This window comes from Lentzea pudingi (genome assembly GCF_014646255.1).
GTDB lineage: Bacteria > Actinomycetota > Actinomycetes > Mycobacteriales > Pseudonocardiaceae > Lentzea > Lentzea pudingi.
The window spans coordinates 812,266-834,975 of record NZ_BMNC01000003.1 but is presented as its reverse complement, the minus strand read 5'-3'; the positions used below and the strand labels follow the sequence as shown (position 1 = coordinate 834,975).

General features: G+C 69.2%; 18 protein-coding genes, 1 tRNA gene and 2 pseudogenes. 10 read left to right on the top strand and 11 right to left on the bottom strand.

The features are described 5' to 3' along the window. Positions 1-34: 34 nt before the first annotated feature. From IEY88_RS14655 to IEY88_RS14630, 6 genes and pseudogenes are all read right to left on the bottom strand, one after another. Positions 35-826 (bottom strand): SDR family NAD(P)-dependent oxidoreductase, encoded by a 792-nt coding sequence (locus IEY88_RS14655; protein ID WP_189155229.1) that lies wholly within the window; start codon positions 824-826, stop codon positions 35-37. A 12-nt stretch (positions 827-838) separates the two neighbouring features. Next, the gene (locus tag IEY88_RS14650; protein ID WP_189155228.1) at positions 839-2,164 is read right to left on the bottom strand and encodes a M20/M25/M40 family metallo-hydrolase; all 1,326 of its coding nucleotides are present in this window, start codon (positions 2,162-2,164) and stop codon (positions 839-841) included. Positions 2,165-2,183: 19 nt separating this feature from the next. After that, positions 2,184-3,075, bottom strand: a pseudogene (locus tag IEY88_RS14645) (glutaminase). Positions 3,076-3,101: 26 nt separating this feature from the next. After that, positions 3,102-3,695, bottom strand: coding sequence for a DUF6801 domain-containing protein (locus IEY88_RS14640; RefSeq protein WP_189155227.1), 594 nt, complete (start codon positions 3,693-3,695; stop codon positions 3,102-3,104). A gap of 144 nt (positions 3,696-3,839) precedes the next feature. Beyond that, complete coding sequence (locus IEY88_RS14635) at positions 3,840-4,997, bottom strand: PucR family transcriptional regulator (protein ID WP_189155226.1); 1,158 nt, start codon at positions 4,995-4,997, stop codon at positions 3,840-3,842. A gap of 58 nt (positions 4,998-5,055) precedes the next feature. After that, a complete protein-coding gene (locus IEY88_RS14630; RefSeq protein WP_189155225.1) occupies positions 5,056-5,724 on the bottom strand; it encodes a GAP family protein in 669 nt (222 codons plus the stop codon). Positions 5,725-5,865: 141 nt separating this feature from the next. On the opposite strand from IEY88_RS14630, the gene IEY88_RS14625 reads away from it, so the two are divergent. The 7 genes from IEY88_RS14625 (at position 5,866) to IEY88_RS14595 (ending at position 11,836) form a co-directional block, all read left to right on the top strand. Then, positions 5,866-6,747 carry a LysR family transcriptional regulator gene (locus IEY88_RS14625; RefSeq protein WP_189155224.1) on the top strand — a complete coding sequence of 294 codons (882 nt, stop codon included), beginning with the start codon at positions 5,866-5,868 and terminating at the stop codon, positions 6,745-6,747. Between the two features lie 68 nt (positions 6,748-6,815). Next, entirely contained in the window at positions 6,816-7,700 is an 885-nt protein-coding gene (locus IEY88_RS14620; protein WP_189155223.1) for an ABC transporter ATP-binding protein, read from the top strand. Beyond that, entirely contained in the window at positions 7,697-8,404 is a 708-nt protein-coding gene (locus tag IEY88_RS14615) for an ABC transporter permease (protein WP_189155222.1), read from the top strand. Before IEY88_RS14620 ends, IEY88_RS14615 begins: the two co-directional genes overlap by 4 nt. Next, the gene (locus IEY88_RS44220) at positions 8,377-9,543 is read left to right on the top strand and encodes a sensor histidine kinase (protein ID WP_229693384.1); all 1,167 of its coding nucleotides are present in this window, start codon (positions 8,377-8,379) and stop codon (positions 9,541-9,543) included. The genes IEY88_RS14615 and IEY88_RS44220 overlap by 28 nt, the downstream gene beginning before the upstream one ends. Then, positions 9,540-10,145, top strand: a complete 606-nt coding sequence (locus IEY88_RS14605; protein ID WP_189155221.1) for a response regulator transcription factor — start codon at positions 9,540-9,542, stop codon at positions 10,143-10,145. Before IEY88_RS44220 ends, IEY88_RS14605 begins: the two co-directional genes overlap by 4 nt. Before the next feature lie 1,035 nt (positions 10,146-11,180). Continuing rightward, a tRNA-Leu gene (locus IEY88_RS14600) sits at positions 11,181-11,263 on the top strand. 96 nt (positions 11,264-11,359) lie between these two features. Next, positions 11,360-11,836, top strand: a complete 477-nt coding sequence (locus IEY88_RS14595; RefSeq protein WP_189155220.1) for a hypothetical protein — start codon at positions 11,360-11,362, stop codon at positions 11,834-11,836. Here IEY88_RS14595 and IEY88_RS14590 read toward each other — a convergent pair. From IEY88_RS14590 to IEY88_RS14580, 4 genes are all read right to left on the bottom strand, one after another. Next, positions 11,808-12,878, bottom strand: a complete 1,071-nt coding sequence (locus IEY88_RS14590) for an integrase core domain-containing protein (RefSeq protein ID WP_189155219.1) — start codon at positions 12,876-12,878, stop codon at positions 11,808-11,810. The two genes, IEY88_RS14595 and IEY88_RS14590, sit on opposite strands and share 29 nt — an antisense overlap. A 35-nt stretch (positions 12,879-12,913) precedes the next feature. Next, positions 12,914-13,540, bottom strand: a complete 627-nt coding sequence (locus tag IEY88_RS14585) for an NB-ARC domain-containing protein (RefSeq protein WP_189155218.1) — start codon at positions 13,538-13,540, stop codon at positions 12,914-12,916. 315 nt (positions 13,541-13,855) lie between these two features. After that, positions 13,856-14,125 carry an integrase core domain-containing protein gene (locus tag IEY88_RS45480; RefSeq protein WP_373294087.1) on the bottom strand — a complete coding sequence of 90 codons (270 nt, stop codon included), beginning with the start codon at positions 14,123-14,125 and terminating at the stop codon, positions 13,856-13,858. After that, the gene (locus IEY88_RS14580; protein ID WP_229693383.1) at positions 14,037-14,942 is read right to left on the bottom strand and encodes an integrase; all 906 of its coding nucleotides are present in this window, start codon (positions 14,940-14,942) and stop codon (positions 14,037-14,039) included. The genes IEY88_RS45480 and IEY88_RS14580 overlap by 89 nt, the downstream gene beginning before the upstream one ends. Before the next feature lie 97 nt (positions 14,943-15,039). On the opposite strand from IEY88_RS14580, the pseudogene IEY88_RS14575 reads away from it, so the two are divergent. Beyond that, positions 15,040-15,294 (top strand): annotated as a pseudogene (locus IEY88_RS14575) (SGNH/GDSL hydrolase family protein); the annotation flags it as partial. Here the strand turns inward: IEY88_RS14575 and IEY88_RS14570 are convergent. Next, the gene (locus tag IEY88_RS14570; protein WP_189155216.1) at positions 15,280-15,636 is read right to left on the bottom strand and encodes a hypothetical protein; all 357 of its coding nucleotides are present in this window, start codon (positions 15,634-15,636) and stop codon (positions 15,280-15,282) included. The pseudogene IEY88_RS14575 and the gene IEY88_RS14570 overlap by 15 nt on opposite strands. 664 nt (positions 15,637-16,300) lie before the next feature. On the opposite strand from IEY88_RS14570, the gene IEY88_RS14565 reads away from it, so the two are divergent. Continuing rightward, positions 16,301-19,246 carry a hypothetical protein gene (locus IEY88_RS14565; RefSeq protein ID WP_189155215.1) on the top strand — a complete coding sequence of 982 codons (2,946 nt, stop codon included), beginning with the start codon at positions 16,301-16,303 and terminating at the stop codon, positions 19,244-19,246. Next, on the top strand, positions 19,239-22,709 hold the full coding sequence (locus tag IEY88_RS14560; protein WP_189155214.1) for a hypothetical protein: 3,471 nt from the start codon (positions 19,239-19,241) through the stop codon (positions 22,707-22,709). Before IEY88_RS14565 ends, IEY88_RS14560 begins: the two co-directional genes overlap by 8 nt. Position 22,710 lies beyond the last annotated feature (1 nt).

The window sequence follows — 22,710 nt, the reverse complement described above, 5'->3', positions numbered from 1 at the left end:
GTCCTAACGAGACAACCCGGTTCCAGGACACGCCCTAAATGCGACCGAGCACCACATTCCGTGGTGGCAACCGGCCGCCGCCGACGCCGGGCACACCGCGGAAGTCGTACGCGGTCGCCTTGCCGCCGGGCTGGATGATCCAGGCCTCCCCCGGCTCGCCGTCGGACAGCACCGACTGCACGGCCTCCGCGACGTCCGACGGTGTCAGCAACGGGAACGAGGCCGCCGCGAACTCCTCCTTCGCCGCGCCCAGCAGCAACGTGTCGACGAACCCGGGGCACAGCGCGGAGACCGTGATGTTCTCCCCCGCGAGCGCCTGGCCCGCCGCCCGCGCGTACCCGACGACCGCGTGCTTGGTCAGCGTGTACAGCGGATCCGACGGCATGGCGGTGATCCCGGCCAGCGAGGCCGTGATCACGATCTTCCCGCCGCCCTGCCGCCGCAACGCCGGGACGGCCGCGCAGAGCCCGTACACGACGTGGTCGACGTTGACGCCGACCAGCTTGCGGTAGCGGGCGACGTCGAGGGCGTCGTCCACACCGGCCTGACCGCCACCGATCCCGGCGTTGAGGTGCACGACGTCGAGGCGTCCGAGCTCCTCCTCGACCTGCGCCACCGCGGCGGGCATGGTCGCGGGATCGGCGACGTCACCGATGATGGCGGTGCCGCCCACCGCGGACGCGACCCGGTGTGCGCCGGCCGCGTCGAGGTCGAGCACGGCGACGCGGGCACCCAGCTTCGCGAGCCTGCGCACCACGGCGCTGCCGATGCCTCCCGCGCCGCCGGTGACCAGTGCGACCCGGCCGGTCAGATCCACAGTGGACACGACACCACTCCCCTAGCTGTTGCGCAGGAATCGGTCGAGGACCCGGACGCCGAACTTCAGGGCGTCCACCGGCACGCGCTCGTCCACGCCGTGGAAGAGCCCGGAAAAGTCGAGGTCGGCGGGCAGCCTCAGCGGTGCGAAGCCGAAGTTGCGGATGCCGAGCTGCTGGAACGACTTGGCGTCCGTGCCGCCGGAGAGCATGTACGGCAGCACGCGCGCGCCGGGGTCCTCGGCGATGAGCGACGCCGTCATCGCGTCCACCAGGGCGCCGTCGAACGTCGTCTCGACCGGCGGCAGGCCGACCCACTCGCGTTCCACGTCCGGGCCGAGGAGCTCGGCGAGCTCGCGGTCGAACGCCTCCTCGCGGCCAGGCAGGATCCGGCAGTCCACAGTGGCCTCGGCGGTCGACGGGATGACGTTCGCCTTGTACCCGGCCGAGAGCATCGTCGGGTTCGCCGTGTCGCGCAGCGTCGCGCCGATCATCCGCGACAACGCGCCGAGCTTGCCGATCGAGCCCTCGATGTCGTCCTCGGGGAAGTCGAGGCCGGTGATCTCGGTGACGCCGTCGAGGAACTCGCGCACGGACGGGCGGATGATCAGCGGCCACTGGTGCTGGTCGAGCTTGGTGACGGCGGCGGCGAGCTTCGCCACGGCGTTGTCGCGGTGGATCATGCTGCCGTGCCCGGCGGTGCCCTTGACGCGCAGCTTGAGCCAGCGGATGCCCTTCTCCGCGGTCTCGACGAGGTACGCGCGGACGTCGTCCTTCAGGGTGATCGAGAAGCCGCCGACCTCGCTGATCGCCTCGGTGACGCCCTCGAACAGCTCCGGCCGGTTCTCCACCAGCCACTTCGCGCCGTAGAGCCCGCCGGCCTCCTCGTCGGCGAGGAACGCGAACACGATGTCGCGCGGCGGCACGACGTTCTCGCGCTTGAAGTGCCGCGCGAGGGCCAGCGTCATGCCGACCATGTCCTTCATGTCGACCGCGCCGCGGCCCCACACGTACCCGTCCTGCACGGCACCGGAGAACGGGTGCACCGACCACTCCGAGGCGTCGGCGGGCACGACGTCGAGGTGGCCGTGCACGAGCAGCGCGCCGCGGCTGGGATCGGAGCCCGCGAGCCGTGCGACGACGTTGCCGCGGCCCTTGGCGCCGGACTCGACGTACGTGGTCTCGTAGCCGACCTCGGACAGCTTCTCCGCCACCCACTCGGCGGCCGCGCGCTCCCCCACGACCGTCGCGGGATCACCCGTGTTCGTCGTGTCGATCCTGATCAGCTCGCTGACGAGCGTGACGGCCTCTTCTTGCGCCAGTGCCAGTGCGTTCCCCGTTGTGCTCACCCCGTCTTCCTATCACCTGTCAGAACACGGACCAGCCTGTGAGAGTGGTGAAACGGTCCAGCGCGTCGACTCCCGCGACGGAGTTGCCCCGTGCGTCCAATCCTGGACTCCACACGCAGATCGCGCACTTCCCGGGGACGACGGCGATGATCCCTCCGCCGACGCCGCTCTTGCCGGGCAGTCCGACGCGGTAGGCGAACTGGCCGGCGGCGTCGTAGGTGCCGCACGTGAGCATCACGGCGTTGACGCGCTTGGCTCCGCTCACGCCGAGGAGCCGGGTGCCGTCGTTGCGGACGCCGTGGCGGGCGAGGAAGAGGGTGGCGCGGGCCAGATCGGCGCAGCTCATCGCGATCGAGCACTGCCGCACGTACTCGTGCAGCACCACGTCGACGGGGTTGCGCATGTTGCCGTAGGAGGCCATGAAGTGCGCGAGCGCGCGGTTGCGGTCGCTGTTGTCCGACTCGGACTTCGCGACTTCGGCGTCGACGCCCAGTGCGGGGTTGCCGCTCTCCTGCCGCAGGAAGCCGAGGAGCCGGTCGGCGGCGCCGAGTCCCAGGTGGTCCGTGACGACGACGGCGCCCGCGTTGATGAACGGGGTTGCGCGGGATGCCCTGCTCGGTCTCCAGCTGGACCAGCGAGTTGAACGGCGAGCCGGACGGTTCTCGGCCGACGCGGGTCCACACGTCGTCGTTCTCGGCGAGGGCCAGGGCGAGCGTGAACGCCTTGGAGATGCTCTGGATCGAGAACGGCCGGTCGTACTGCCCCGCGCCGAAGACCTCGCCGTCCAGTGTGGCGACGGCGAGGCCGAAGGCGTGCGGGTCGATCCTGGCCAATGCCGGGATGTAGCCGGCTGAGGTGCCACCTGGCGTGACCTCTGAGGCGATCTGGTCCACCAGCTGCTGCAGCTCCATGCGCTCATCCCATCACGGGACGAGCCCTACGCCACCGTGAACTCGTAGAACTTGGTGGGCTGGCCCGCGACGACGGTGCAGGGGACGTGGACGACGCCGATCCAGGTCGGCTCGCCGTTGTCGTAGCGCGGCGTCAGCGCCAGGTCCGCGTTGCCGAGGTTGATCGACGTCGTGCCGGCGTTGGCCAGCGTCAGCGCGGGCAGGGTGCCGCTGGCGACGACCTGGAACGTGCCGGACGAGGGAACCGGCGTGTTCGGGATGGTCAGCGTCGACGACAGGTTCTGGACGCTGCCGGCGTTGTCCACGGCGATGTTCGTGGTGAGCGTGCCGTCGACGGAACGGCCGCCGATCCACCACAGCGTGTTGCGGACGTCGTCGGACACGGTGGACGTCACCGTCGCCGACGCCGGCGCGGTCGGCACCCCGACGACGGCCGAGTCCGGCAGGTTCGGTGAGCTGACCACGGTCGGCACGTCGTGCGTGCCCGCGACCGAGAACTGGCACGAGTAGGTGAGGCTCAGCTCGGCGGTCGCGGCGGAACTCGTGCCGGCCGTCGCCACGCTCAGCGCTCCGGCAACCATCAGAACTGCGGCTGCGCGCGTGAAAAGTCCGGTCTTCATCTGCAGGGACCTCCTGGAGTACGTCATTGAACTGCAAGAAGGCGGTGTTGCTTTACTCGCCAGTAAAGTAGCCAGCTTTGATTCGGCAAGGCAAGCGAAAACCGGCTTTTGTCACCTGCGTACGAAATGGCTTCCTGCTCTTTGTCAGTCGCGCAGCAACAAATAGTGCGCGCGCAGCGCCAGTTCGAGGTTGAACCGCTCTCCGGCGTCGTGCATCCGGTCGCCGAACAGTTCGTCCAACTGGTTGACGCGGTAGCGCACGGTCTGCGGGTGCACCTTCAGCCGGGCGGCGACCTCGGGCGCCCCGCCCCGCGCCGACAGCCACACCAGCAGCGTCTCGGCGAGCTTGGTGCGTTGCAGGTCGGTGAGCGGGGCGAGCGGCGCCAGCGCCCGTTCGGCGAGCTGGCGGGCCAGGAACTCGTCCGCCAGCACGGTCAGTTCGACGATGTGGTCGGCGCAGTCGAGGACCGGCCGGTCCGGCAGCACCTTCTCCCTGGAGAGGGCGAGGACCCGGCGTGCGCAGGCCAGTGACCTGCTCACCTCCTGAGGAGCCACGGGCAGGCCGACCGCCGCCCGCCACCCCGGCAGCGCCCCGCGGAGCCAGCGCGTCACCGCGGCGGGGTTCGGCACCAGCAGGTACGGCGTGGTGTCCTCGAAGTTGACCAGCACGTCGGCCGGCAGGTCGTCGGCGGGCGCGGCGGACGGCTCGAGCGCCACCGCCACCAGCCGGTCCGGCATCGGCCACGCCGCCGCCCGCGCCGCGTCCAGCACCGCCTGCCAGTTGCCGGCGGAGTCGGCGACGAGCAGCTCCATCAGCTTGCGCCGCTTGCGTTCCAGCGTGCCCGCCGCACTCGCCTGGGCGGCCGCGTACCCCTCGACCGACAGGCTCACCAGCTCGTCGACGTGGGCGATCATCGCCTCGCCCAGCACCGACATCGAGCGCAGTGACAGCGCGCGCTGCTCGGCGAACCCGCAGACGTGCCGCCACGCCACCCGCGCGCCGATCCGGTAGGCCGCCTGCAGGCTGTCGAGGCTGCGGCCGGACTTGAACTCCCACGCGCCGAGCTTGCGGTGGATGTCGTCGTGCGGATCGGGCTCGGAATCCGGCGCGGCGATGCGGTCGACGAACTTCACCAACGCCTGCCGGATTCCGTCGACGACGTTCTCCCGGAACGTGCTGTATTCCGGAATCGATTTCTCGATCGCCTCGAAAATGCTCACCGAAACGGGCGTCACTTCCATTCGGAGCAACGGCGCCAGTTCGCGCGGGACCGATCTGCGCGGATCGTCCAGCCCAGTCACCCTGGCGAGTGTAGGAGGAAAACGAAACCGGGTCGTTCAGCCAACTGGACCAAATGGTTCACAGGAAGAACAGCCGAGCGATGGCATCGCGTGCCACCAGGAACCCGGCGATGCCGAGGATCCATCCGGTCGCACCCGCCCCCTTCTCCGCGAACCACGTGCTGATCCGCGTCAGGAACGGCTCGACCCTCGACCGCAGCGCGAGCCTCGCGCCGAGCAGCACCAGCGCCGGCACGATCATGACCAGGCAGTACCCGGCCAGCAGCAGCCCGATCTGGGCCGGTCGCAGGTCGGCGGCGCTCATCATCCCGATCGCGCCCAGGTACGGCAGCATCGTCGCGAGCTCGACCACGCCCGCCAGCACCGCGACCCCGGCCAGCGCGACCGCGGACCCGTTGGCGTTGATCCGGTTCTGCCACTTCCCGGTGTTCGTCTTCTTCTTGCTGTCGAAGCGGAAGCTGATCGCGAACAGGAAGACGCCGATCACCAGCTGGATCCACAACGCCACCGGGCTGTCGAGATGGCCGATCAGCCGCGTCGCGCCGAGCACGATCAGAACGCCGACGCCGAAGTAGAAGACCGTGATGGTGCCGAGGTAGACGGCGAACCTGCTGAGCTTCAGCCGTCCCGGTGTCAGCATGAGCCAGATCGGGATGAACAACGTCCCGATGCTCGTCGAGTCGAGCAGCGCCAGCCCCGCCAGCGCCGCCACCAGTCCCACTGTCATGTGCTCCCCCAGATTTGTTTTAGCACGATCGTGAGATTACCACTCTCCTGGCACCAGCAGACCTGCGGGGCGTTCAACGGAGACCGCGAGATCACCGAGATTCAGGGGCGATACCACCCTCAGCCCGTATACATCTGGGTCATGGACCTCACTGCGGTTCCGCTGGTGGCGTTGCGGGTGTTCCAGGAGGTGGCCGAGCGCGGCTCGCTGAGCGCCGCGGCCACCGCGCTGGGCTACACGCAGTCGGCGGTCACCCGGCAGATCGCCGCTCTCGAGCGGGTCGTGCGCGCGCCGTTGTTCGACCGTCAGCGCGATGGCGTGCAACTGACCGATACGGGGCACGTGCTGCTGCGGCACGCGGGTCTGGTGCTCGTGCAGCTCGACGCGGCGAGCCGTGAGCTGTCCGGGCTGCCGGCGACCGCGGGCACCGTGCGGCTGGGGTGGTTCACCAGCGCGGGCGGCACGCTGGTGCCGTCGGCGCTCGCGGCGTTGCGGCGCAGTCATCCGGCGCTGACGGTGACCACGCGCGACGGCACGACAGCGTCGTTGGTACGAGCTTTACGGGCACGCACGGTGGACATCGCGGTGCTCGCGTCCGAGCCGCCGTTCCCGCCACTGGACGACGAGACGCCCGCGTTGCGCACGAAGGTGCTCGACGAACGCGAGCTGCTGCTGGCCGTTCCCTCGATGCATCCGCTGGCGCACAAGGACTTCATCACTGTGGCCGACCTGCGCGGCTGGGCGTGGATCGCCGGCCCGCCGGGGTTCGGCGTCTGGCCCGGCCTGGATGAGCGGGTCGTCGTCGCGCACGTGGCCCGTGACTGGCTGGCCAAGCTCCAGCTCGTGGCGTCCGGTGCGGGCATCACGACTTTGCCCGAGCCGTTGGCCACGTTGGTACCGCACGGCGTGCAGGTGATCCGGGTGCGCTCACGAGAGCGTCAGCGCGTCGTCGTCGCGTGGCTGAACCTGTCCGAACCGGCCTCTGTGGTGGTGGACGCGCTCGTCAGCGGTACCCACCCATGACGTCTGTCATGAGTAACTGATGTTTGGCGGCACTGCCGATTGTCCGTTCTCACCGAGATCGTGGAGACATGACAGCGATCGAGGTGCGGGGGCTGACCCGCCGGTACAGCGGAGGTTTCGAGGCTGTGCGGGGCGTGTCGTTCGAGGTGGAGAAGGGCGAGATGTTCGCTCTGCTCGGCACCAATGGTGCGGGGAAGACCTCGACGGTGGAGGTGGTGGAGGGGCTCTCACGTCCGGCCGAGGGGTCCGTGCGCGTGCTGGGCCACGATCCGTTCGCGGAGCGTTCTCTCGTGCGGCCGCGGATGGGCGTGATGTTGCAGGAAGGCGGTTTCCCGCCCGACCTCACGGTGGCGGAGGCCGCGCGCATGTGGGCGGGGACCCTGACGTCGCCGCGACCCGTCGACGAGGCGTTGGCGCTGGTCGACCTGGCGCATCGGGCCTCGGTGCGGGTGAAGCAGCTGTCCGGGGGCGAGCGGCGGCGGCTGGACCTCGCGCTCGCGTTGCTGGGGAAGCCGGAGGTGCTGTTCCTCGACGAGCCGACCACCGGGCTCGACCCGGAGAGCCGGCGGAACACGTGGGAGCTGATCCGTGCCCTGCTGCGCGAGGGCGTGACCGTGCTGCTGACCACGCACTACCTGGAGGAGGCGCAGGCGCTGGCCGACCGGCTGGCGATCATGCACCGGGGCCGGATCGTGGCGCAGGGAACGGTGTCCGAGGTGGTCGACGCGTATCCGTCGCGCATCTCGTTCACGCCGCCGTCCGGGGTCGCGCTGCCCGTCGTCGCCGACGTGGAGTCGTCGGGACGCGTGACCGTGCGGACCAACGAACTGCAGTCGACGCTGCACGAGCTCCTGGTGTGGGCCGCACACAACAACGTCGAACTGTCCGGATTGGACGCCCGGTCGGCGTCTCTCGAAGAGGCGTTCCTGGCGATCGCGGAGGAGGCGGCATGAGGGCCGTGGCCATTGGAAAGGCCGAGCTGAAGTTGTTCTGGCGCAACAGGACCGCGCTGTTCAACTCGCTGCTGCTGCCGTTGTTGCTGGCGCCGGTGCTGTACTCGGTGGACGCCGACGGGGTGCCGCTGGTCGTCGGCCTGGTCGGGTTCGCGCTGCTGATGGCGGTGTACTACAACCTCGTGACCACGTTCGTCGCGCGGCGCGAGGAGCTGGTGCTCAAGCGGCTGCGCGTCGGCGAGCTGACCGACCCGGAGATCCTGGCCGGCGCCGCGCTGCCGTCCGTCGTGGTGGCGCTGGGTCAGATGGTGCTGTACTCGGCGGTCGTCGGGGTGATCACCGGCGTCGCGCTGCCGGCCCGTCCGTGGTTCATCCTGCTCGGGGTGCTCGGCGGTACCGCGGTGTTCGTGCTGCTGGCGGCGGCGTCCTCGGCGTTCACCCGGACCGTCGAGATGGCGCAGGTGACGTCGTTGCCCGTGCTGATGGCGTGCATGCTCGGCTCCGGCCTGGTGTTCCCGCTGTCGGTGCTGCCGTCGGGTCTCGCGACGGTGCTGCAGTACCTGCCTCTGACACCGGTGCTCGAGCTGCTGCGCGCCGGCTGGGCCGACGGCCCCGTGCTGAAGCCGGTGAGCGTCCTGGCGGTGTGGATCGTGCTGGGGACCTACGCTGTGCGGCAGTGGTTCAGGTGGGACCCGCGGAGGTGAACTTGCTCGGCTGGTGGCGGTCGCGTGGCAACGCGGCGCGGTTCGACCTGTTCGTCCGCTACACGTTCTACCTCAGCTACGTGTTCCTGCCACCGCTGCTGATCACCGGCTTCGCCAACGAGGTCGGCACCGTCGGTCTGATCGTCCTGATCACGACGGTGCTGGCCTACGTGGTCCTGAGCATCCGCCTGGTCCACCTGGGCGTCGAGCACCACCTGGACCGCTCGCCGTTCCCCCGCCGCCTGCTGACGACCTACCTCGTCGCCACCTGCGTCGTGCTGGGCGTCGGACAGCTCTTCTACCCGGACCCGTTGCCCGGCAAGCCGGACAGCCCCGGCGACGGCATCTCGGTGATCTTCCTCGTCCTGGCGATCACCACCCTGTCCGCCGTGCTGCGCCCGCGCACCCTCGTCCTGCTGGCCCTGGCCGGCGGCGGATGGATGCTCCTCACCGCACCGCAGGGCCACGCCCTGTTCATCACCCTGATGCTGCAGTTCCTGGTGGGCGCGTTCCGCTCGACCCTGTGGATGCTGCGGATCGTGTGGGAACTGGACCGCTCACGCGAGGTCCGCGCGAACCTGGCCGTGGCCGAGGAACGCCTGCGCTTCGCCCGCGACCTGCACGACGTGGTGGGCCGCAACCTCTCGGCCGTGGCCCTGAAAGCGGACCTCGCGGCCCAACTGGCCCGCCGCGACCGTTCCTCCGCCGCCATCGACGAAATGCTCGAAGTCCGCCGAATAGCCCAGGAATCCCTGGACGAACTCCGCGCCGTCGTCAGCGGCTACCGCACCGCCGACCTCTCCGTCGAGCTGGCAGGCGCGCGCTCGCTGCTGGCCTCCGCCGGCATCGACTGCCGCGTGATCGGCGACGTGACCGTGGAAGGCGAACAGGCAGGCGCCCTGGGCTGGGCCGTCCGCGAGGGCGTCACCAACGTCCTGCGCCACAGCGAGGCCCGCACGTGCACGATCACGTTGCGAGGCAAAGTACTGACCATGACCAACGACGGCGCCTCGTCCTCCCCGTTCCGCTTCGGCAGCGGCCTGACAGGCCTGCACGAACGCGTAGCAGCCCTGGGCGGCTCCGTGACCGCGACCCCAGAAGCTCCCCACCGCTTCGTCCTGACCGTGGAGCTCCCGTGATCCGCATCCTGCTGGCCGACGACGAACACCTCATCCGAGGCGCCATGGCCGCACTCCTGTCCCTAGAGGACGACCTGGAGGTAGTAGCCCAAGCAGCCACCGGCAAGGAAGCCCTGGCCACCGCCCGAGTGGTCCACCCGGACGTGGCCGTCATCGACCTGCAAATGCCAGACCTGGACGGCGTCTCAGTAGCCCAATCCCTAGCCGTAGAGCTCCCCAGTTGCTCCACCATGATCGTCACCAGCCACGGCCGCCCCGGCCACCTCAAACGAGCCCTGGCAGCAGGAGTACGCGGCTTCCTGCCAAAAACCGTCTCGTCAGACGTCCTGGCCACAGTGGTCAGAACCGTCCACACAGGCGGCCGCTACGTGGACCCAGCCCTGGCAGCAGAAGCAATCAGCGCCGGCGACAGCCCACTAACCCCACGAGAAGCAGACGTACTGGAACTGGCACTAGAAGGCGCCCCCATCGACGAGATAGCGCGCCGCGCCTCCCTCTCCCCAGGCACAGTCCGCAACTACCTCTCCTCAGCGGTAGGCAAAACCGGCGCCTCGAACCGCCACGAAGCAGCCCGCTTCGCCAGGGCCAAAGGCTGGATCTAGCGATCCCACCACTGAAGAACCCTTGTTCCGTACAAGGTGAGCCACCTGGACGGCTCCCCAGCAGGCACGTCGACCTCGAACCACACGTCCCCAACATGCCGCCCGAACTGCGCCCACGTCCCGTCGCCCCGCCGAGCCGCCCGAATGATCTCCACAGCCTCAGCCATCCAAGGATCCTTCCGCCAGCCCGCCAAAAGTGATCCATGGCGTTGAGCACGCTGTACCCCCACCGAAACGGCGACCGGAACTGCAAAGCCCAGTCCCCACCACCTCCCCAGTGGACAACCGCCGAAACAACCCCGCTCGAGCAGGTACTCCTCCCCACCCCGCCGAGCAGCCCGACTGGCCGCAGTCCCGCCGGTCGCCGACTCGTGAACCAGCAACCCCTTCACCGAGTTGAGCATCGAGTGGAACGAAGACCTCTCGGACCCCTCAACCCACTCGCAGTTCCACCCACCGCCCCAAGCTGATGGCCCACGAACCACTCAGCGATCCCTCCGACATCAACCCCTAGCCACACCCCGTTGGCCAACGTCCAGGAGTTGATGCAGCAGTCAACCTCCCCACCCAATAGGGCAGGTCCTGGTACTCCCACCGACACCCAGCCGCAAGCAACTCAGCAGTCCGCCCCAGCACCCCACTCCCGCAGAGAAGTCAACGACCAGGTGGTAGCCGTCCAAGGCTGACCAGCCAAACCCCGGTCACACCCAGCGGGAAAGAAGGCCCCACCGGCCCACACCCCGTCGTCCCCTGAGCAGCAAGCAACCGAGCCCCAAACCTCTCACGAGCCACAAGCCCACGAGTAGCCCGTCACACAGCCTCAGGCTCCCCCAGAAGATCCCGCCGCACCTGCCACCGCAACGCAGGATCAGAGTCGAGCAACCACTCAGTCAGCTCCCGCACGCCAGGAACCCTAGCCCCACCACAAGGCCACAACCAGCACAAACAGCAGCCCAACCCCCCGATTTTGGCCCACACCGACGATCATGTAATCTAGGCACACACCACGGCGCGAGCCGAGGCAGAACTAAATACGTCCGGGTGGCGGAATGGCAGACGCGCTAGCTTGAGGTGCTAGTCCCCGAAAGGGGGTGGGGGTTCAAGTCCCCCCTCGGACACGAAAATGTCGCAAATTTGCGACGTCTACGTGGCAGGTGTTCAAGTCCACTTGAGCACCTGTTTTGCGTTTCCGCGCCACGTGCAGGTGGCGTTCGATGACGATTTCCTACATCCGGCCGATCGTCCCGGATACCGCGCCAGGAAAAGCGGCGGGCGCATCTGCCCGTGCCGCTGGTCAGCCTCTTCCGCTCATCGTCGTTCCTGCGTCACGGCCGCCTCGCCTGACGAACGTGCTGTATCGGATGGCCACTGTCGACCACCGCGGCCGAGTCGCAGACCGCCACGTCACAGCCGCGCTGGGCTGGCATGCGGGAACCCGGCTCAACATTCGTGAACACGACGGCTTGCTCGTCGTGACCGCTGATCCGCACGGCGTCTTCAAGCCCACTAAAGAGGGCTATCTCCGGCTCCCCGCCGACGCCCGCCGCGTGGCAGGTGTCAGTTCCGGAGACCGGGTCCTGTTGACGGCTCACGTCGACCGCCAGTCAGTGACGGTGTTCCTGTGGGGTGCCAAAACATGCTCCGATAGGGCTGACCTGCGCATCAAGCAACTGCAGGTTCGTACTCGTTGATCAGCCCACCTAGTACTCGCCGACGACGTACGGACCTACAGCGTGGCCCTGCAATCGGGTGATCGGGTCGTGGTGGGGTGTGGTGTCGCGCTCGGTGTGGTCGTCGGTGGTTGTAGTGGGACACATAGCGGTTCAGCACTGACTTGAGGTGATGCTCGTTGATGATGAGCAGCCGGTCTGTGAGCTCTCGTCTGATCGTGCCGACGAAACGTTCGGCGTAGCAGTTCGCCCGCGGACACCGTGGCGGGATCTTCACGACATCGATCCCCGCGTCAGCGAGAACAGAATCGAACGACACCGTGAACTGACCTGCCCGGTCGCGGACTAGGAATCGAAAGTCGCTGGCCCGATCCTCGAGGCTCAGAAGGAGATTGCGGGCTTGCTGTGTGGTCCACTGCCCGTCAGGATTGGTGGTGGTGCCGAGGATGTGGACGTAGCGAGTGCCGACCTCCATCACGAAGAACACGTACACCCGTTTCAACGTGACGGCGCAGTCGACGTGGAAGAAGTCGCACGCCAGCATGCTTGCCGCTTGAGCACACAGGAACCGCCGCCACGACGTGTCGGTATCCCGGCTCGGCGAGGGCGGTACCCGCAGTCGCTTCAGTACGCGGCGGACAGTTGACGCGGCTGCATGGTGGCCGAGCTTGAGCAGTTCACCGTGGATACGGCGGTAACCCCAGCCGGCGTTCTCCCGCGCCATCCGCTCGATCAACGCCACGACGGTCTCATCGATCCGCGGTCGTCCAGTCCGGTTCGGGTAGGTCCACTTCTTGGCGACCAAGCGCCGATGCCACCGCAACACTGTGCTGGGGGACACCAATCGGTGCTCCCTCAACCAGACAGGCAACCGCCGCACCAACATAGCGAACACCGCGCGATCAGCCCAGTCCAGACGCGGACGGCCATGGGTACGGCGCAGCACCGCGACCTCGTGTCGCAGCACCAGCAACTCCACATCCTTCACCGCCGACGACCGGCCGAGCAGAACCAACCAGCCACCGAGCTGAACAAAGACGAGGTACAGCAGTCGCAGCGCCACGCCCACGATCATGCCGTCAGACCGACAGAACCCAATCACTGCAGCTCAGCGGGCGAGTGCAGAGTTCTGGCACCCCACAGGCCCTGCTCTGTCAGCGGCGGCCACAACCCCACCAGGTCACCTGGAGTCTGTACGTCGTCAAGTACCACCAGCCATGACACCGCCGTTCCGGCCAGCCACTCCAAGAGCGACCGCGCAGACCGCGCCGGATCGGAATCCTCCACACCGGTCAACATCGCGACCGCGCGGGCGTAGGTCGACATGATCGCCTCCCGCGACCCCGCCGTCACCCACACCAACAGCTCGACCTCGCCCGCGGCCCACACACGCTCGGCGTACTCAGCCGCCAGTTGAGTCTTGCCCACTCCGCCCAGCCCCGTGAGCACTGTGGCCTGCCCCGCGCTGTCGGAGATCGGCACCGCCGCGTCCCCAGCGTCCAGCACTGACGCCACCAGATCACTAGCGGCACGCTTTTGAAAGGATGTTGCACGCGGCGGCACGACCCCAACCCGAAACGGCAAGACAGCGGCAGGACCTACCGTGCGCGGCTGATGGATGTGCACCCCGCCGGTGATCGTGCCCGCCTGCAGCACCGTCCCGACCACCTCGGCGTCCACCGTGTTGGCCACCCGCTCCTGCGGCACTTCGGCATCGTGAGGCATCGAACCAGTATGCCGTCACCTCTGCCGCACAGACGACAGAGAACAACCCCAAACCCTGAAGGCCCGGCTTCTCTCGGTGCACGACAAGGCATCTGCGCTATCGGCACGAGCTCGCTCGAGCAACGCGATCAGCGGCATGAGCGGACTTGGCACTGTTGCTGCACCTCCACATCACCGCCCGGAGACGTTGTGGAAGCTGAGCCGCGGAGGTTTAGCGGGTCATACCTGAAGCCGGGTTAACAGCTCTCTTGCTTCCAGTGTTCTGTCTTCAGCTTCCTCGTCTCGGCTGTGCCGCTCGAAAGTCATCGCTGCAGCTCACGCGGCGTACCTGTGCTCGTTGATCACCCCACCGAGAATCCGGGTGCGTAGTGGTCGACGGCGAAGGATGTCGAGGTCACGCGCCGCTGCGAGGTGCTGTTGGATGCCTGGTGGTCGCTGGTCCCGTGCCTGGTGAGGCCGGCGCTCGTTGCAATGCGCTTGGTAAGCCGCGAGGACTTCACGCACGTGAGCTTCTCCCAGGATGAGGACGTGGTCGAGAACCTCGCGGCGGATGCTGCCGATGATCCGTTCGCACTGCGCGTTCATCCGCGGAGTTCGGCGCAGTCGCAATCACACGCAGTTCCTCTGCCTCAAACACGGCGTCGAAAGCGTTGCCGTATTTGCCGTCGCGGTCACGCAGCAGGAAGCACAGTGAGTCTATGCGTGCTCCGAGTTCGCCGACCAGGTTCCTCGCCTGCTGCACCGCCCAGTCCCGCGTCGGATGCCCGGTGACGCCGGTGATGTGAAGGCGCCTGGTGCCGTGTTCGAGAAACGCCAACGGGTACAGACGCGCGCCGAGCACGGTGTCGATGTGGAAGAAGTCCGCCGCGATGATGCCGTCCGCCTGCGCGGTCAGAAACTCGCGCCAGGTCGGACCGCCTCGCCGCGGTGCCGGATCGATGCCCGCGCGGTTCAAGATATCCCAGACCGTCAAGGCGCCCAGGCGATGACCAAGCCGAACCGGCTCGCCATGGATCCGCCGATGTCCCCACCGCGGATTCTCTCTGGCAAGCCGGAGCACGAGCGCCCTGATCGCAGTCTGAGTGGAGGGACGCCCGGTCCGCCGACGCGCGGTGTAGTCCCACTTCCAGGACAGGAACCTGCGATGCCAGCCGAGCAACGTCCCAGGAGTAACCGGAAAAACCACCTTCCAGCGCGAGCGGTCCACCAGTCTCGACAGCGCGGCGAACCAGCACCGGTCCGCGGGCCCGTAACGGAGCCGCCCGGTCAACTGCCGACGAAGCACGACGTTGTCGTGCCGCAGGACCAGAAGCTCCGCATCCTTGGCTGCCTCACTGCGAAGCAGAACCACCGGAACAGACAGCAACTTGCAGACCATCTTGTACAACAGCGAAACGATCACCCGAACATGCTCGCAGCTAGAAGAACATCACTGTTCAGAGCTGCGATGACTTTCCGGGCGGCACACGCGCCCCCAGCGCTGACGCCGTACAAGCGGCGTGGTCGGCGCGACGATCACGCCGTTCAAGGGCTGGAACAGCTACACCAGGGGGCTGGAGGCCGTGCGGCAGGCCATAAACTCGTTCATCCGCACGAGCCGCGACTTCGACGCCGTGGTCGATTTCGCCCAAGTCATCCGCGAATCGGCGGACCCGCAGCGGATCAGGCCGGACTACGACGAGGGCGACCACCTGCACCCCGGCGACAAAGGCTTCGAGGCGATGGCGAAGGCCGTGCAGCTAGCCACGCTGTGACCTCCACGAGGATCGGGCGTCCTCCGCCCACGCGAGGACGCCCCCAGCGTCGACGGGCTGGACGTCGAGCACGGGCAAGTCGAACGTGTACAGGTCCAGCCGCATCGCCCGCTCCAGCACCTGGTCGTCGGCTGACACGACACCTGCCACCACCAGCCGCCTCAGCGACACGTAGTCGGCGAAACCGGGATCACCGTCGAACAGGATCCTCACGTACCGCGCCGTAGACGGATTCCCCAGTTCGGCCCGCCAGTCGTGCAGGCATAGGTCTTCCGCTGTGACGACGACGTCCACCGACACGTGAAGGCCGTGGTACTTCCAGGTCCTGATGTCGAGGAGCACCTGGCGCAGGACGGAGGGAGAGCCTCCCGACCAGCCGCGTCCAGTAGGACGGTTCGGAGATGCCGTCTCGGTAAGCACAAACGGACCGGCCGAGGTGAGTCGTCCAGCGGTCTGGTGTTCGACCGCCTGGCGGATCCGTCGTCATGATGAAGAGGTGATCCGGTACATGGCGGGAAAAGCAGCGAAGCTCTACGCGACCCGTGGTGCAGAAAGTGGAGAGTCACGTTGAGCGCATGGAAGACCCACGCCGTTCTGTGACACGAGGCAGCATCATCGCCGAACGGTACGAGACTCACGGAATCTGGTTCGGCACGTAGCACGGGTGGGAAACGCCCGTTGCCGTTCATCGAGGTTCAGGTGACCTACGAGGAGGGGGCGCCTGCGAAGAATCGATCGAAGACGGCCACCGTGAACGGACAGAACGCTGGCTACCGGGATCACCGCGCCGCCGGCCGCGGGTTGTCGCTGACGATCTCCGATCACGGTCGTAGGCGCGGGCGGAATCTTCGTGAACACCGTTGCGGTCACCGAATGCGTAACACACCCCTCGCGCTCGCGGCGAGGATCGTACGGGTCACAACGGACGCACACCTGACGTCGCCACGCACCCCGAATCAGGGCTGGCACTGATGCCGTGACGGCCGGCGCGGCCCACTCTGGGCTGGTGACCCCGGACTTCTTGCTGGTGCGTGCCGCCGACCACGTCGTGCTCGGTGTGTCGTGGCACGGGTTCGACGTGGTGGCGGGCCCGGCGCTGCGGGCGGGCGTCGAGGCGATGCTGACGCTGACATTCCCGCCGCAGCACATCGCCGAGCAGGTCAACGATGACGGTCCGCCGCCGTGGTACGCCTTCACCGAGCACCTTCGCTCGCGGGCGGCGGGCCCCAGCCGGGTGACGTTCCTGTTCCACGAGGGCGCCGTGATCACCTTGACGGTGGAAGGCATCCTCGCGGCGGTGCGGGGAACGCCGGTGTTCTCCGCGGCGACCGCGATCGAGCTGCCGTGGCGGTTGGTGCTCTCGCCGGAGGCGGGGTCGGGCGCCGAGGTCGTCTGCACGCACGAGCACACGGCCGGAAGCTTCGACGTGGCCGTGTGGCGGACCGTGGTGGGCAGCGCGAACGGCCTCGTCCTGCGGTCGCTCGACGAGCAGCTGGCGGCGACGCCGGAGGCGAACTTCCGGCCCTCGCTGGACCAGTTCACGCGGAGCACGATCCACCGGTACTCCTCGACCGCACCCGCGGCGTGCGAGCGGCTGGAGCTCAGCAGCCTCGGCGGCACCCTGTCGGTCCGGGCGGACTGGGGTGCCTTCGCGTGGGAGCACCACGCGCGGCTCGGGCGCGACGTCCGGGTGCGCAACGCGTGGAAGTGCGTGCTGTGGCCCTTCGGGCACCGGGTCGAGTACGTCCAGCTGACCGAGCGGGTCTACCTGCCGTGGCGGCCATCGATCCTCGGTCTGAAGCAGACCCGCACGGTCGTGCTCACCGAACGCGTGCGTGCCAGGCCGGAGGATGCGCGGCTCGCGCACGCGTTCCCGTTCGGCGCGGTGGAAATCGTCGAGAACGCCGTCACGGGCCTCGACCCCCTCGTCCCGGTGACCATGCGACGACCGGCACCCGACGCCGGGCTCCTCCAGCTGCTGATCGACCAGCAGCGGACCTATCTCGCCGAGGCGGAGCAGGCCGCGCTCGACGTGCTCTACGGGCCGGGGCACACGATGCGCGACTTCGCGCCGGCGAGCCCCGAGGAGGTCTTCGAGACCCCGCACGGCGAGCATCCCCCGCCGGAGGTCGAGCGGTGGCGCGCCATCCGGGACGAGATCGGCTACCTCGAGTCCCTGCTGGGCGGCGCGGTGGAGGAGGTGCCGCTGTACGCGCGACTCACGAAGGGTGGCGCCGAGTACCGGTTCTCCGTCCGGCTCGCGGGCACGCAGGGCGACGTGCACGTGTCGATGCCGCTTCTGCTCGTGTTCGACGAGTCCCGTGCGGGCGACGCCGCGCTAGGTGAGTTTCACACGACGACCGATCCGGAGGCGTTGCGGATCCTGGACCAGGAGTGGCAGCGCGGCGGGGCCGGCGTGGTGGCGACGTCCGGCGCGCGAATCGACCTGGTCGGCGCGGGCAGCGCCACCGACGTGCACGAGGTGCACCGCCTCAACATCGTGGGCAACGGGCACGCGAACGTGTTCGCGCCGACGCTGGGCCCGGTGGCCGGCAGCCAGGCAGAACGATGGGCGGTCGACGTCGCCCTGCCGGCGGTGCGGGCGTTGCAGGGTAGCGAGGGCGGGACCCTGGTCACCTACGCGGAGGGGTTCCTCGACCACGGCGCCGCCGAAGACGTGGCGCTGCGGCTGGGCGGCGACGCCGCAATCGACTTCGTGGGTCGGAGCATGGGCTCTGGCGGGCTCATCGCGCCACAGCTGGCCCCGGACGCGATCTCCCGCGCGCACGGCTTGGTGCAGAGCGCCGCGGCGCTGCCAGGCGGCGGGTTCGATCCCGAGAAGATCATGGGCGCCGGCGCGACGCTGCTCGGTCTGCCGATCACGACGCTGCTCGGCACCGGCGGGCTCACGGCGCCGCCCGCGATCACACAGTCCTTTGTGGACGGCAGGCCACCCGAGGTGCGGATGCTGTGGGAGAACGTGGAACTCCACGACTCGCCGCCGTTCGTCAGCGAGGGCACGACGATGCGGCTGGACGTGGTCACCGGTGTGCCCGAGGCGAGCACCACGTGCTCACTGAGCGCCTTCGAGCTGCGGCTGCCGGCGACCGGGCCGGAGCTGCTGCGCCTGCGGTTCTCGTCGTTGACGTTCACCCACCACGCGCGGCAGGTGCCGTCCCTTTCGATCGGCCCGGTCACGGCGAGCTTCGTGGGCCTCCTGGGCTTCCTGCAGGAGCTGGAACGCAAGGTCGGGCTCGGCACCGCCGCGCCGACGATCTCCGTGACGCCACAGGGGATTCAGGCCAGGTACAGCCTGCCGGTGCCGTCGGTGTCGTGCGGTGCGTTCGCGTTGCGCAACATCGTGTTCGCCGCCGCGGTGGAGGTGCCCTTCGACGGCCGGCCGGTCAGCACGACGCTGGCGTTCGCCAGCCGCGCCGCGCCCTTCAACCTGAGCGTGCTGATGTTCGGCGGCGGCGGGTACCTGGAGCTGGAGGTCGACAGCGGCGGCCTGCGCCGACTGGAGGCGGCGCTGGAGTTCGGGGCGTCGATCGCGGTGAACTTCGGCATCGCCTCCGCCGAGGTACACGCCATGGGCGGGATCCGCTATCTGATGGACGCCGCGGGCGAGCCCCACCTGACGGGTTTCCTGCGGCTGGGCGGTGCGGTCGAGCTGCTCGGCCTGATCTCGGTGTCGGTGGAGCTGCGGCTGGAGCTGACCTACGACGGGGCGCGCAACAGCATGGTGGGGCGGGCGACGCTCGTCGTGGACATCGACCTGACGTTCTACTCGGCGTCGCTGGAACTGGACAGCGGCGACTGGGAGTTCGTCGGCGGCAGCGACCCGGCGTCGCGGCCGATGGCCCTGTTGGCAGAGGCGGCGCCGGTCGAGCACCCGCTGGACACCTGGCGCCGATACCGCGGCGCGTTCGCCGGGAGGCTTGACCATGAGTGAGCTGGTCTTCGTGACGGTGCCCGGCGCGCGGCCGGACCGGCTGCGGGTCGTCGTGGTGCCCCGGCTCCAGGACGACCTGTCCACCGTGGGGATGGCGGACTGGCCGGCCGCCGCCCGCGGCGCCGCGCTCGTGGTGGAGATCCGGTCACCGGGCGGGGAGATCCAGCAGGTCGGGCACGCGCTGGTGTCCACCGGCCGGTCGCAGTTGTGGCGGGCCGCGTTCGACGGGGTCGCCGTGCGGCCAGCGACACCGCCAACGCCCCACGATCCCCCGGAGGTCGTCGAGACGTCCCGGGACGCGGATCGGGTCGTGACGTCGTTCGCGGAGTCCGCGGCGGCGCTGTCGACGCCGGGACCGGCCGCCGACGCGGCGGTCGCCACCACCATCGCTTCCTGGGACGACGCGGACCCGATCACGCCGCCCCCGCCCGTGCAGGGCCCGCCGGAGTGGCCGGACCGGCCGCCGCTGGACTTCCACGGCGCCGTCGACCACCTGCGTGAGCACCCGGCCGTCCTGCGTGCACTCGGGCTGGTGCTCGAGCTGACGGTCGAGGGTCTGCCTCGCTCGACCAGGGACGACCCGTTCCTGATCCGGGTCACCTGGCCAGCGCCCACCGTCGCGGCCACGATCAGCTCGCCGTGGACGGCCTACGAGTTCGACGGGCGGCTGTTCGTGCCGCACGCCGCCGGGGACGTGCGGGACGGTCTGCTCGACCTCGCGGGCGCACCGGCGTTCGAGCCGCTGGGTCCCAGGGCGCGCTGGGAGGTCGCCACGTGCGACGTCGAGGGCGCGGCGAACAAGCTGCGCGACGCGGCACGCGCCCTGCTCGCCGGCACAGGACCCGCGGCGATGCCCGCGCTGCGGTCGGCCGGGCTGATGCTGCTGCACCCCGGTCGCCTCGAGCACTTCAGCCGCCGGACCAGGTCCGCGCGGGCGAACCTCGATCGAGAGGGTGCGCAGGCGCCGCCGTTCACGGCCGAGGACCTGATGCTGGGCTACCGCGTCGACATCAAGCCGCAGGGCGTGGACGACTGGCTGCCGCTGTGCCTGCTGGCCGGCGACTACACCGTCGCCGGCCAGCAGGTCGCGCTCGACGACAAGGGCGAGGAAGGCCACCTCAAGGCCAACGCGGCAACGATCGAGATGGCGGGCCCTGACCGGGTGCTGCGCACCGACGAGGTAGTGGCCCGGTGGAACGGGTGGAGCCTGGTGGTGCCCAGGCCCGTGCTCGACCGTTCCGCAGACCGGTCGCGGCCGCGGCGCAGCCACGCGATGCCGTTCGGCTTCGTCTGGGGGCTGCGGGTGCCCGACGGCACGCTGCCGCCGCTGCGGTTCGGCTCGGACTACCGGATGCGGGTGCGGATCGCCGACCTCGCCGGCGGCGGCCTCGGCGCCGGCGACGGCGAGAACGACGGCGCGTCCGACCTCATCGGGTACGCGCGGTACGAACCCGTGCCACCGCCGCGGTTGCGGGAGCCGACCGGCCTCGTGGACGCCGCCGGGCACGTCGATCCCGCCGTGCTCGGTCCTGGCGGCACCATCGACCGCCTGGTGGTGCGCGACGGCGACGCGGTCTACCCCGCCAACGACGAGCGCGTGCTGCTGGCGCCGGCGACCACGTTCGAGCTCGCCGAGCAGCACGGCGTGCTCGACCACGCCGACGAGGCGACCTGGGCGCGGGCCGCCAGGGCGATGAACGTGACCTGGGACGGCGTGCCGGCCGTCGAGACGGCCGAGCCGGTCGAGCCGCTGCCCGACCCGGCCGCGGCCGGGGTGACCGTGTTCCTGGCCGGCGCGGACGGACAGGTCGCGGACGACGCGTGGGGGCCGTGGCCCACGACGGCAGAGAAGCGGCTGGTGCTGGCGCCTGGCGCGCCGGGGTCCCGGCCGGCGCTGTCGTTCGACGACGGGGTGGCGGTCGTGACGCTGCCGCCGGCGGGTGAGGCGACGGTCGAGGTCTCGTCGTACGTGCGCCGCGACGACCTGTCGGACTTCGCGATCAAGACGTACCTGCCCGCGGTCGGCGAGGACCTCGCGGTCAAGGGCAGGCACCCGATGGCTACGCCCGCACGGACGTTCTCGCTCGTGCACGCGGTCCGCAGGCCGCTGCGCGACCCGGCTGGCGAACTGCGCGTGGCCAGGGCCCTGGGTGCGACGGACGTATCGCTGACTCCCCTGCTCGCCCTCGACTCCGCGAGCACCGCGCAGCTCGACGTCGTGGCCAGGTGGGACGAGCTGGTCGACGACCCCTCGGCGGAGTCGCCGAGCGAGGAACAGAGGTCCGTGCTGGTGCGTTCGATCGTGGTCCACCGCGGTGACGACACGTTGCCGTTGCTGCGCCACGACTTCGGCGACACCAAACACCGCGCGGTGACCTACGAGGCGACGGCGACGACCCGGTTCCGGCAGTATTTCGCGGCGGACGAGCCCGCGAACCTGTTCGTAGCGGAGGCGACACCGAGGACGGACCCGGTGCTCAGCACCGCGCGACCGGACCCGCCGACCGTGCTCGGGGTGACACCGGTGTTCCGGTGGCAGCGCGACACACCCGCCGGGTGGAGCTACCAGGTCGGCGCGGTGGTCACCCACAGCCGGCTCGGCGGCCGGCTACGGGTCGAGCTGGCCCGCCCGTGGTTCTCCAGCGGCCGTGGGGAGGCACTCGCGGTGCTCACCCGCGTGGACGCCGACCCGCCGGTCGCCGTGCAGCCGTACGTGAGCGAGGTCGGCCGGGACCCGATCTACGACTCGAACACTTTCTTCATGAGCGGCGACGAGATCGCCGCCGCGCGGTGGCTCGACCCGGAGTCCTGTGTGGATCTGACGGGTGACCGGCGGCCGGTGCCGCTGGCCGAGCTGGGCACGGACGTGATGGCGAACCCGTACGCGGTGCAGCACAAGGAAAGCAGGTGTTTCTCCGATGTGGCGATCACCTCGGTGCGGGACCGGACGTACTGCCCGCTGGCGCGGCTCGCGGTGGCCAGGTACCAGCACGCGAGCATGACAGGGATGGAACTGTCCACTGTAGTCGTGCTGGACCCGGTGCCGCTGTTCCCCGATCGGACACTCACGATCGAGCGCACGGTCGGCGGCCTGCGCGTCACGCTGACGGGCCGGGGCCCGATGAGCGGCTCCGGCCGGACGAACCGGGTGGACGCCATCCTGGAACGCTGCGACGCCGACCCGAACACGGTGGCCCTCACGGCGATCGGACCTGTCCTGGCGGTCCCGGCGCCCGGGATGGACGTGGGCGGGGTGCCGTCCTGGCTGCGGGTGCAGACCGTGTCCGGCGGCCTCGACGTGCCATTGCCCGAACTGACCGTCCCAGATGAGGGTGCCTACCGGCTCTACGTGCGCGAGGTAGAACGGTTCTACATCGGCGACGTCGAACTGGTCCAGGAACCCCACCCTGGCGGCGAACTGGCCGAGCGGGTCGTGTTCGCGGACGTGGTCCCGCTCGACTGAG

Excerpts from the sequence above, each read along its gene's own strand:
- IEY88_RS14560 (WP_189155214.1), top strand. The coding sequence starts at position 19,239 with ATGAGTGAGCTGGTCTTCGTGACGGTGCCCGGCGCGCGGCCGGACCGG.
- IEY88_RS14625 (WP_189155224.1), top strand. The coding sequence starts at position 5,866 with ATGGACCTCACTGCGGTTCCGCTGGTGGCGTTGCGGGTGTTCCAGGAG.
- IEY88_RS14595 (WP_189155220.1), top strand. The coding sequence starts at position 11,360 with ATGACGATTTCCTACATCCGGCCGATCGTCCCGGATACCGCGCCAGGA.
- IEY88_RS14615 (WP_189155222.1), top strand. The coding sequence starts at position 7,697 with ATGAGGGCCGTGGCCATTGGAAAGGCCGAGCTGAAGTTGTTCTGGCGC.
- IEY88_RS14640 (WP_189155227.1), bottom strand. The coding sequence starts at position 3,695 with ATGAAGACCGGACTTTTCACGCGCGCAGCCGCAGTTCTGATGGTTGCC.
- IEY88_RS14620 (WP_189155223.1), top strand. The coding sequence starts at position 6,816 with ATGACAGCGATCGAGGTGCGGGGGCTGACCCGCCGGTACAGCGGAGGT.
- IEY88_RS14630 (WP_189155225.1), bottom strand. The coding sequence starts at position 5,724 with ATGACAGTGGGACTGGTGGCGGCGCTGGCGGGGCTGGCGCTGCTCGAC.
- IEY88_RS45480 (WP_373294087.1), bottom strand. The coding sequence starts at position 14,125 with ATGAACGCGCAGTGCGAACGGATCATCGGCAGCATCCGCCGCGAGGTT.
- IEY88_RS14585 (WP_189155218.1), bottom strand. The coding sequence starts at position 13,540 with ATGCCTCACGATGCCGAAGTGCCGCAGGAGCGGGTGGCCAACACGGTG.